This window comes from Chitinophaga sp. YIM B06452 (assembly GCF_039655965.1).
GTDB lineage: Bacteria > Bacteroidota > Bacteroidia > Chitinophagales > Chitinophagaceae > Chitinophaga.
On the sequence record NZ_JAWLKY010000004.1, the window covers coordinates 417,993 to 430,965 of the forward strand.

A 12,973-nucleotide genomic window follows, 5' to 3' on the forward strand; every position below is an offset into this window, starting at 1 on the left:
AAATTGTAGACTAATAAATTGTTATCCCTTTTCCGGAAAGGATAGATGTTTAAACATTTTTCTAAAAATGTCTACTGTTGTTTTGAAACCCTTACCGCCGTTGTTTTAGCAACGGAATATTTTTTGTTAATTATTAAACCATTTCGCAAACATCACTGTTAGAAAAACGTGTAGCCGTGTGTACCCCGATGTGGCCATTTGCTTTTCAGCCAGGCAAATGGTAGTCACTTTGATACCGGCCTCAGCGAACGACCAGGTAGTTTTTTAGACCGACGCACCTATATGACAGCTATCTACCAGTATGTTACCCGGCATATTGACCTGATATCGTATGCCCTTATCATTATTTGCACCGTCTTATTATGCCCGTTGCGCATCTATGCTGAGGGCAGCAAGGAGCTTGCTGCGAGGGGAGGATACCGTGCGTATATGAACAGCACTTCCACCGTAGGAACGGTCAACCTTTTCCCGACGCTCGGCACGATGAAAGTATATGTGAATGTAGGTGAACGCCTGTACCTCGGCTCCAGTGCGCAGGGCATTGGCAGTGGCACCATAAGGGTAACGCTGCCCAATGGCACTACGTTTACCACGGGCTCCAGCACAACGATTGGCAGGATCGTGACCCGCCATCAGGAAACGCATGGCCCGAATGTAAATACAGGGAGTGGTTCAGGCTTTAATGCGTACCAGCGTACTGTTGGGGCGGATGAAGCGGGCGTATGGCAGGTGGAATTCATCCCTCCGAATGCAAGCAACACGACGAACCCTACACCGGTGCTTGCCAACTCTTCATGGACGCAGCCCAGCACCAGCTTTATCGCCGCTTTCGATATTTCCGTATATAATACTTCGTCCGGGTTCCAGACAGGCCGTGTGTTTACCAATATCTTCAGCGGCAATTTGGGAAATTACCAGTATGGGTTTAACGGTCTTTTTTATGTGCTTACGAAGGACGGCTATCAATATACAGTAAACAATAACGGGCAAACGGGTTTCGGTTTTTCTTTCTTCGCGAACAACAAAGGGTCCCGCACGCCGGCCGGCGACCCTTTATACCAGAGCGTGAACGATCTTTCCGCGGTTAACGTGCACGATCCGCGCGCGGTGGATGCGGGAACGGATATTACGCATAAACTTTTTTTCAACGCTCCCGACACGGATCTGCCCGTGAGCGCCCCGTCCGCAAGAGGGCAGGAGTGGTTGCTTACCTCCCCGCCTGCCATCAATATTACCAATATCGGGTTTGTTTCCGCTGAAGGCAGCGCACAGACAGGTACCTATCCGCTGGGCGGCTATATTACTTTTGATGCGGGTGTAGCTGCCAACTTCGCGATAGACCTTGATCTGAACAACAACGGCGTGTACACGGACGCAGTAGACCGCAGGCTGACCGGTTCCGCTGTGGCGGGGGCCAACCGTGTGTACTGGGATGGCAAATACGGAGACGGCACAAGTGTGCCGGCAGGCGCTGCCGCGATCTCCATCAGCGTCAGGGGCCAGCTTTTCGGCGGTGAGGTGCATTTCCCTTTTATCGACGTGGAAAATAATGTGAACGGCATTATCATCACACGCATCACCGGGAGCGGCGCCAACGACCTGGTGAACTGGGATGATACGCCCATCACTGTTTCCGGTACGCCCTCCAATCCCCGCAAAACGACAGACCCCGGCCTTTCCAGCACTACCAACGGCCATAAGTGGGGCTCCACCGCATATAATTCCACCGATTTCGGGGATGAGGTGCTGCTGGATACCTGGTCGTATGTAAACAGTGCCCCGCAAACGCAGGCCACTTCTGTCATCCTGCGGCAGGCCGATCTCGAAACCGTAAGCATCACGCCCGGACAGGCCGCTTATTGTATCGGGCAGCAGGCCACTTTTACCGTAACAGTACGCAATAACGGCCCATCCGCAGTAGACTCCGCGAAGTTCCGCTTTACCTTTCCTGCTGAGCTGACCGGCGTTTCGGTGAGCAGCGCAGCCACTACCGGCAGCAGCACGGTATCCGGCGGCTCGGTTACCGCCGGGCAGTACAATGCGCGGGTTGCCATGGCCAATGCGGCGGTGGTGACCTTTACGGTGACCGGTACCATTTCCACGGTGCCTTCCGGCGGCACCTTGCCGGTAACCGCCAGCATGCTGCGCACGATAGACTTCACCGATCCCGATGCGACCAATGCTGATGCCAGCCCTCCCGTGGACCCGCAGGCAGAGTGCGACGCGGCTCCGTCCGGCGCGGGCTGTAACAATATCAAAACGCTGGCGCCAGTGGTAAGCCCCCTGCCCACCACCGCAGCGGCAGGCCCGGCGCAATCGCTTTGCGCGGCTACAAGTGTAACACTGGCCGGAAATGCGCCCACCGTCGGCACCGGCGCATGGACGAAAGTAAGCGGCCCCGGCACACAAGTGATCACCACGCCTTCCAACCCCGGCACTACTGTAACCGGTCTCAGCACCGGCACTTATATTTTCCGCTGGACCATCAGCAACGGCACCTGCACGCCCAGCACCAGCGATGTGACCATTACCGTGCTACCTGCGCTGGCGGGTAATACGATCACCGCTCCCGCCGCCGCTACTTTCTGCGGCAGCGGCGATGCCACGCTCATAAACGGCAGCACGCCAACCGGCGGAACAGGTACTTATGCCTATCAATGGCAAAGCTCCACCGACAACACCACATTCACGAATATCGCCTCGGCAACCGCGGCAACCTATGATCCGCCAGCAGCGGCGGTCACCACCTATTACAGGCGGCTGGTCACTTCAGGCGCCTGCGCCGCTGCGTCTGTCAGCAATGTAGTAACCATCACCATACAACCCGCCATTGCCAACAATACCATCACAGCACCCGCCACTACTACTTTCTGCGAAGTGAGCGATGCGGATGTGATTGCCGGCTCCACGCCGGCAGGAGGCACAGGCAGCACTTTCAGCTACCAATGGCAAAGCAGCCTGGACAATGCAAACTGGACGGATCTGGCGGGCTCTACGGCGGCCACATACGATCCCGTGCGTGTAGCCACCACCGTTTATTACCGCAGGCTGGTGAGCTCCGGCGCCTGCGCCACGCCTTCGGCAAGCAACGTAGTGACCATCACGGTGAACCCTGCCATAACGCCGGGTGTGGTGGCTTCCAGCCAAACGTTCTGCATCAGCGGCAATCCTGATGCCTTTACCGTCAGCACCGCTCCAACGGGCGGCACTGGTACTTACACCTATCAATGGCAAAGCTCTACGACGAGCGTCAGCAGCGGGTTTACAGATATAACAGGAGCCGCCGGGGCCACTTACGATGCACCCTTGCTTACACAAACCACTTATTACCGCCGCATTACGCGTTCGGGCACCTGTACGGACGCGCTCAGCAATGTGCTGACCGTTGCCGTATTTCCTACACTTTCGGCGGGTACTATTGGCGCGGCACAGACCTTCTGCGCCAGCGGCGACCCCGCACCGTTCACCCAGCTGACCGCGCCAACGGGTGGCAGCGGCACTTACGGCTACCAGTGGCAGAGTTCTGTAACGTCCGCCAGCGCCGGGTTTACCGATATTGCCAATGCTACCGGCGTAACGTACGATGCGCCGGTTGTTTCGCAATCCACCTGGTTCAGGAGGATCGTCCGTTCCGAAAATTGCGCTGAGGCCATTTCCAATGTCGTGAATGTGAACGTGAACCCCGCCCTTGCCAACAACACGATATCCGCCGACCAATCCATTTGCGCAGGCGGCACGCCGGCTGCGCTTATCGGTACTGCACCCACCGGCGGCAACGGGATATATGCCTATCTCTGGGAAAGCAGCACCACCGGCACCGGCGGCTTTGCTCCGGCGGCAGGAGTGAACAATACTGCGACTTACACACCACCTGCATTAACTCAATCCACCATTTACCGCAGGAGGGTCACTTCCGACGGATGTGTGAACCTGAACAGCAACATCGTGCAGGTATCCGTGACCGCTGCCGCGCCTGCTGCCAACGCCGGCCCGGACCAGGGCCCGCTGAATGCCAACGCGGTAACGCTGGCGGGGAATGCTTCGGGAACAGGCGCCGGTGTGTGGACGCAGGTGAGCGGGCCTTCTGCCGGTAACATTGTGAACACCACCCAACCAAACACCGCCGTTGCCGGCCTCCTGACGCCTGGTACTTATGTGTACCGCTGGACCATCAGTAATGCGCCTTGCCCCGCTACCTTCGATAATGTAAGCATCATCATCAACGCGCCGCCGGTGGCCGGGAACGACAATGCCACTACCCAGGAAGACAATGCGGTCACCATCACCATACTTGCAAATGACGCTGACGCAGATGGCACTGTCATCAGCGCCGAGCTGGCAGGCGCCCCGGCTAATGGCACGCTGGTACTGAATGCCAACAATACCGTGACCTACACGCCGCGGCCGGATTTCTCCGGGACAGACGCATTCACTTACCTGATCAGGGATAATCTCAACACCGTGTCCAACACAGCGACGGTGACCATTACCGTGCAGCCGGTGAATGATGTGCCCGATGCCGGCAACGATAATATCAACGTTGCGGAAGATACCCCGGTGAACCTTTCCGCGCCGGGCATCCTGGATAACGACCGCGATGCGGACGGCGGCCAGCTGGCAGCCAGCGTGATCTCCGGCACGAGCAACGGCAGCCTTACACTGAATTCCAACGGATCACTGCAATACACTTCCCGCCTGAACTTTACCGGTACGGACCAGTTCACTTACCGCGTATGCGATGCCACCGGCCTTTGCGATACCGCTACCGTAACCTTCAATGTCGGGAATGTGAATGACGCGCCCGCAGGCGTAAACGACACTTACTCCATCGGGGAGGATGGCGTGCTGAACATTGCAGGACCCGGCTTACTGGCCAACGATACCGATCCGGACGGCGATGCGCTGACCGCCAACCTGCTGACCAGCCCGGCTCAAGGCACACTCGTGCTGCAACCCAACGGCTCTTTCAGGTATCAGCCTAAAGCGGATTATAACGGGCCGGACAGCTTTACCTACAACGCCTGCGATGCAAGCGGCAGTTGTTCATCCGCTACCGTTACCATCAATGTGACGGCCGCGAACGACTTCCCGCTTGCCACCAACGACTTCTATAACACGAACGAAGATCAGCCGCTGACAGTGGCCTTGCCCGGCATCCTTTTTAACGACACGGACATAGACGGCAATACACTGACCGCGACCGTGATAACACCGCCGGCCAACGGCACACTGACGCTCAATACAAACGGCTCATTCACCTATACGCCGAACAGCAATTTTAACGGTGTGGAACAGATCACCTATCGTGTATGCGACAACGGTGCCCCGTCCCTCTGCGATACCGCTACGCTCAGCATCACCGTTAGTCCCGTAAACGACCGGCCTGTGGCAGGAGACAATACCTATACCACGTCGGAAGACGTTGCCCTCAGCGTAACGGCGCCGGGTGTGCTGGCCAACGATACGGATATAGACAGCGACGGATTTACCGTGAGCCTTATCACCAATCCCGCCAATGGGAAGATTGGGCTGAATGCCAACGGCAGCTTCGTATACACGCCCAATGCACAGTTCAACGGAACAGACAGCTATAGCTACCGCATTTGCGATGCATCCGGCGGATGTGATACGGCAACGGTGAACATTACCGTTACGGCGGTGAACGACCGGCCGGTTTCGCTGGATGCCACCTATACAGTCGCGGAAGACGGCGCGCTGAATATCGCCGCGCCCGGGCTGCTCATCAACGACCGCGATCCTGACGGGGATCCGCTGAGCGCTACGGTTGTAACGCAGCCTGCAAACGGAACGCTTGCCATTAATGCCAATGGCAGCTTCAGCTACACGCCCAACGCGAATTACACCGGCACGGATATTTTCACCTACCGCACCTGCGACAACGGGACCCCTTCGCTTTGCGATACCGCATTCATCACCATCACCGTCACTCCTGTAAACGACGGGCCCGCCGCGGGGAATGATGCATACACCCTGGCGGAAGATGCGCGGCTCACCGTACCGGCCCGTGGTGTGCTTACCAACGATACCGATATCGATAACGACGGCCTCAACGCCAGCCTGGTGACCGGCCCGCTGAACGGCACCCTGCAGCTGAATGCCGACGGAAGCTTCGTATATACGCCGAATCATGATTACAACGGTACCGATACGTATACCTACCGTGTGTGCGATATCAGCGGGGCCTGCGACACGGCTACCGTAACGCTTACCATTACCGCGGTGAATGATGCGCCCGTAGCCGGTTCCGGCAGTTTCTCCGGCAGAGAGGATGTTCCGCTTACCATTGCTGCGCCCGGTGTATTGTTCAACGACGTTGACCCTGACGGCCAGGCGCTTACCGCCACCGTGGTGACGCCACCGGCAAGCGGTACGCTGGTGATGAACGCGAACGGGTCATTCACCTTCACGCCCGCGCCCAACTTCAACGGCCAGCTCAGCTTTAACTACCAGGCCTGTGATCCTTCAGGGGCCTGCGATACAGCTACAACGATCCTCAATATTGAAAATGCGAATGATGCGCCGGTAGCGGCGAATGATGCTTATACCACGCCGGAAGATGAAACGCTGCAGATTGCAGCGCCCGGCCTGCTGGCGAATGATACAGACCTGGACAGCGATCCGCTTTCCGCCTCGCTGCTTACACAGCCGCAGCATGGCACGCTCACCGTTGGCCCGCAGGGTAATTTCATTTACGTTCCTGTAAACAATTATAACGGCCCGGATGCATTTACATACCGTGTATGCGATAACCAGGGCGGTTGCGATACAGGCACCGTGAATATTACCGTGAACGCTGTGAATGACCGGCCGGTAGCCGCGAACGACGCATATAATCTCACGGAAGACCAGCCGCTTACCATAGCCGCACCAGGCGCGATCTTCAACGATGCAGATGTTGACGGCGGACAGCTCTCCGCCTCATTGGTGACAGCGCCTGTGAATGGTACTGCGTTGTTTAACTCTGACGGCAGCTTCACCTATACGCCATCTGCCAATTTCAATGGCGTGGACAGCATTATTTACCAGGTTTGCGATGGCTCCGGCGTATGCGATACCGCGACTATTATCCTGAATATTGCGCCGGCTTCCGATGCGCCGAATGCCCTTAATGATACTTACACCGTAAATGAAGACCAGCCCCTGACCGTTACAGCGCCGGGCCTGCTCAGCAACGATACGGATGCGGACGGCGATCAGCTTACGGCCACTGTTTACAGGCAGCCCGAGCATGGCAGGCTCACGCTGAATGCCAATGGCAGTTTCACTTATACGCCGGATGCGGATTACAACGGGCCGGATTATTTCATTTACCAGGCTTGCGACAATGCAGTGCCCTCCCTGTGCGATACAGGCAGGGTGAATATTACCGTGAATGCCGTGAATGATGCGCCAAGAGCCCTGGACGACAACTATTCCGTGGAAGAAGAAAGGACGCTGACCATCCCCGCCACCGGCCTGCTGCTGAATGATGCGGAACCGGACGGGCAGGCGATGACAGCCGCGCTGGCCGCCGCGCCGCTTCATGGCACCGCCGTTGTAAATGCGGACGGCTCGCTCTCGTATACACCTGCCGTTAACTTCAACGGTATAGACAGCCTGACCTATTCCGCCTGCGATCCCGGCGGTTTATGCGACACAGCCCTGGTGAGGATAGTAGTAACACCGGCAAATGACAACCCGGTACCAGTTGCTGATGCATTCACCCTGAATGAGGATGAGCCGCTTACCGTGACCGCGGCCCAGCTACTCACAAACGATACTGACCCTGACGGCGACCAGCTGCAGGTATCTGTCACCGTTCTGCCCGCTAACGGCAGGCTGACGGATAACGGGAACGGCACGTTTACTTATGTTCCCAATCTTAACTTCAACGGCGCCGACCAGTTCACCTACAACGCCTGCGATCCGCAGGGGAGCTGTGTTACAGCGGTGGTAACGCTTACCATCACTTCCGTGAACGATTCCATCACTACCAGGGATGATGAGTTTAAAACCGCTGAAGACGTGCCGATTACCATCCTGTACAGCCAATTGATGGTGAACGACGCCGACCCGGAAAACGAGCCGCTTACGATAGAGCTGATCACGGCAATGGGCCCGCAAACAGGCTCCATCAGCGCGGTAAACGCAGCTGGTTTCAATTATACGCCCGGCCAGGATGTGCTTACCCTCGATTCGTTCTACTACCGCATCTGCGAGCCCGGCGGGCTTTGCGATACGGCGAAGATCTACGTACGCATCGACGCGACCAACGATGCGCCGGTTCCCGGAAATGATACCTACGCCGTGAATGAGGACCAACGCCTGATCATTGCCGCGTCCGGCGTATTGCAGAATGATACGGACGCGGATGATGCCGTGCTCTCCGCTCAACTGGTGACCGCCCCGGCGAGCGGCACGCTGACGCTGCGGGCGGACGGATCGTTTGAATACCAGCCCAACCTGGATTTCAACGGCACTGACCAGTTCACCTACAGCGCCTGCGATGGCAGCGGCGCCTGTGTGAACGCCACGGTGACCATTACCGTCAACGCGGTGAATGACAAGCCGGAAGCGGTGAACGATGTATTTACCACCCCGGAGGAAACCGCGGTGAACGGCAGCCTGGCGACCAATGACAGTGATACCGACGGCAACCTGCTTACATCCTCGCTTGTGGCAGCGCCTGGTTTCGGCAGCCTTGTACTGAACGCGGATGGCACTTTCACCTATACGCCCAGGGCGGACTTCAACGGCACCGACGTATTCATTTACCAGGTTTGCGACAACGGCACGCCTTCGTTGTGCGATACCGGTACCGTAACGATCACCATTACTGAAACGAACGACGCCCCGGAAGTAAATAACGAATCATACACGCTCGATGAAGACGCGGTACTGCAGATTACCGGGCAGGGTGTACTGGCCAACGACCGGGATGTGGACGGCAGCATAGCAGCCACTTTGGTTACCGCCCCGACGAAAGGAACGCTGGAGCTTAATCTGAATGGAACGTTCCGTTACCGGCCGAACCTGCATTCCAGCGGTGTGGACAGCTTTACATACAACGTCTGCGATGCCGCCGGCCTGTGCACTGCCGCCAAGGCCTACCTTACGGTCAATGAAGTGAATGATGCGCCTGTGGCTGTGGATGATACCATTAACCTGAACGAGGAACAGACCGTGATACTTGATCCGAATCATCCCGCATTTATCCTGGTGAATGATTACGATCCGGACGGCGACCCGCTCACAGCCACGCCTATCGGGCAACTGGCTCACGGCACGCTTACGCTCAATCCCAACGGCACATATACCTACGTGCCTGAAGCTAATTACAGCGGCTCAGATTTTATCTATTACCAGGTTTGCGACAACCGCGGCCTCTGCGATACCGGCTTCATTACCATTAACCTCAGGAACCTGAACGATCCGCCGGTGGCGCGTGCGGACAGCTTCGCGATCGATGAGGACGTACCGCTGATAGTGCACGCCGCTACCGGTGTGCTGGCAAATGATGCCGATCCGGATGGCGAAGCCATCGTGTCTACCCTGCAAACGCCTGCCAATGGCAGGCTGGCACTTAGTTCAGACGGCTCTTTCGAATATATCCCGAACCGTAATTTCAACGGCCGCGATTCCTTCACCTACCGGGCCTGCGATGCCGCGGGTTTATGTTCCACCGCCGTGGCCAGGATAATCATTGCACCGGTGAACGACCCGCCGGTAGGCGTGAACGACGAATTCGCCAGGGCGGAAGATACCGTGATCACCTTCCCGCCCATCGTAGTATTGATCAATGACAGCGACCCAGACGGCGATGCGCTCTCCGGCCGGCCCATTGGCAGCCTTACGAAAGGTTCCTTCACAGCAAATCCCAACGGTACGTATACTTACAGTCCCGCCCCGGACTTCAACGGTGTGGACAGTATAGAATACCAGGTATGCGATCCGCAAGGGCTTTGCGATACCGCCATTATCCGCCTCACCATCCTGCCGAGGAATGATGCGCCCCAGGCGAATCCAGCCACATACGCCACACAGGAAGACCAGCCGCTGGTGCTGGCCGCACCGGGCATCCTGGCCAACGACAGCGACCTGGATGGCGATGATATGTCAGTGACCCTTATAACCACCACAACGAAGGGTACCGCCATACTCAGGCCGGACGGCAGCCTGAACTACACGCCGGACAAGGACTTTGCGGGGCTGGATAGTCTTACTTACAGAGTATGCGACCTCTCCGGCGCATGCGACGAAAGTGTGATCTACATCAATGTGGCGGCGGTAAACGACCCGCCTGTAGCCGTTGGCCTTAATCTCGTGATGAACGAGGACGCAGTACTGAACAGCCCGGCGCCCGGCGCATTGCTGAACGATACCGATCCGGACGGAGACGCGCTTACCGCCACGCTTGTGGCCCCGCCGGCCAACGGTACGGTGACGCTGAATCCTGACGGCAGCTTCAGCTACGAGCCTAACAGCAACTTCAACGGGCAGGATCAGTTTATTTACCGCGCCTGCGACGGCGAATATTGTGATGAAGCGATGGTGTTCATAGACGTGCTGCCGGTTACAGATGCACCGGTAGCCGTAAACGACACCCTGGCCATTACCGAAGACAGCCTGTTTGTTTCCGCCATCAGCATGATGGACAACGACTTGAACACAGACGCAGACCCCCTGAGCATAACCGTAGTAACGCCGCCCGCGAAAGGCCAGCTGACAGTGAACGGCAGCGGCATTGTCCAGTACCGGCCGAACCTCGATGCAAATGGGGCGGACAGCGCGGTTTACCGCATCTGCAATGCGGCAAACAATTGCAGCGATGCGAAGATCTACTTCAATATTGCGGCGGTAAACGATAAGCCCGTAGGTGTGGATGACTATTTCGCAAGAAATGAAGATACCGTGCTTACCTTCCCGCCGTCTGTGGCATTAATAAACGATACCGATCCCGACGGGGACGTGCTGACGGGAGAACCCATAGGCTTCCTTACCAAAGGCACTTTTGTACGGAACCCGAACGGAACTTACACCTATACGCCGCTGCGCAATTTTTACGGTGTGGACAGCATTGCCTATCGCCTATGCGACCCTTCGGGCCTGTGCGATACAGCCGTGATACATCTCACCATACTGCCGGTGAACGATAAGCCGCTGGCCGTGGACGATGCATATACTGCAAACGAGGACCAGGCGCTTTCAGTACCGGCCTCCGGCACGCTGGTGAACGACAGCGACGTAGATACCACCGATGTGCTGAACGCTTCCGTATTGTCAGGCCCGGATCATGGCTCCCTGGTAGTGAACCGCGACAACTCGTTCACCTACCAGCCCTCGCCCGATTTCTCCGGCGCCGATTCCTTCATGTATATTATTGCCGACCAGGGCGGGCTGAGAGATACCGCTGTGGCGACCATTACCGTCAGTCCGCTGAACGATGCGCCCGTAGCCCTTGACGACGCTTACTTTGTAAAAGAAGGCGCAAGCGTTGCTAATAACCTGTTGACGAACGATGCCGACCTGGATAATGATACGCTTTTGGTGAGCGTTGCACAGCCAACCGCCAACGGCAGCATAACCCTGAACCCGGACGGTTCGTTCACTTACACGCCGAACACCGGTTTCACCGGAACAGACTTTGCCTTGTATGCGCTCTGCGATAACGGCACACCTGCTTTGTGCGATACTGCCAGGGTGACCTTTATCGTGTCAGCCGGTTCAGTGCCGGTGGCGGTGGATGATGCTTATACCCTGCTGGAAGACGATTCCCTGGCGGTAGCTGAACCCGGTATGCTGGCGAACGACAGCGATCCGGAAGGAGGGGTGCTGACCGTGCAGATTGATCAGCAGCCTGCTCATGGCGTGCTTGCCCTGCAACCCGATAATTCGTTCGGCTACAAGCCTGGGCTCAATTTCTTTGGGAACGACACCGTGGTATATATCATTACCGAGCCGGGAGGCCTGAAGGATACAGCGCAGATCGTGTTTACAGTGACGCCGGTGAACGATGAGCCCGTGGCGGTTCCTGATTCCGTCACGGTGAATGAAGAGACGCCGGCAAGCGGGAATATTCTTACCAATGACAGCGACCCGGATGGCGACCAGCTTTCCGCCAGCCTTGTAGTAGCGCCAGTGAATGGAACGGTGGTATTGAATGCGGATGGTTCCTTCACGTATACGCCGGCCGCAAATCACCTTGGCAGGGATTCGCTGATATGCCAGGTTTGCGACAATGGCACGCCGCGGCTTTGCGATACTGCCACCTTGTACTTTACGACGGTTAATGTGAATGACAAACCCCTGGCAGGGGATGATGCCTATACGGTGAATGAGGACATTGCATTGAATGTGCCGCCGCCGGGCCTGTTGGGTAATGATGCCGATCCCGATCCTGACGGGGATACGCTGGCGGTTGCCATCCTGGTACCGGCGTTAAATGGCGTGCTGACGCTTGCGCCGGACAGCTCCTTTACATATGTTCCTGCCCCGGACTTCTCCGGCAACGATACCGCTTATTATACGATCACCGATCCGGGTGGCCTGATAGATACGGCTATGGTAGTATTCACTATCGTTTCCGTGAATGACCCGCCGGTTGCGGTGGAAGATTCGGTTACGACAGACGAAAATACACTGGCTACGGGTAGTGTGCTTGCCAACGACACGGATAAGGAAGGTAATGCACTTACTTCAAGTCTGGTAACGGCGCCGGTGAACGGAACGGTGGCGCTCAATGCCGACGGTTCCTTCACGTATACGCCGAACACAAATTACAATGGCCTGGATTCACTGATCTACCAGGTTTGTGATAACGGGGTGCCGTCGCTTTGTGATACAGCTACTTTGTACTTTACAGTAACCGCGATCAATGACAAACCAGTGGCTGCGGATGACGCATATGCGGTAAATGAAGATGTCGCGTTGAATGTACCATCACCAGGTCTCCTGGGCAACGACTCCGATCCTG

The 12,973-nt window shown here is 56.8% G+C and carries 1 protein-coding gene; it reads left to right on the forward strand.

Annotation, left to right across the window (positions count from 1 at the left end):
• Positions 1 to 282: 282 nt before the first annotated feature.
• Positions 283 to 12,973 (forward strand): Ig-like domain-containing protein (locus tag R3I13_RS21680; protein ID WP_346320070.1); only part of this gene is annotated, 12,691 nt, incomplete at its 3' end.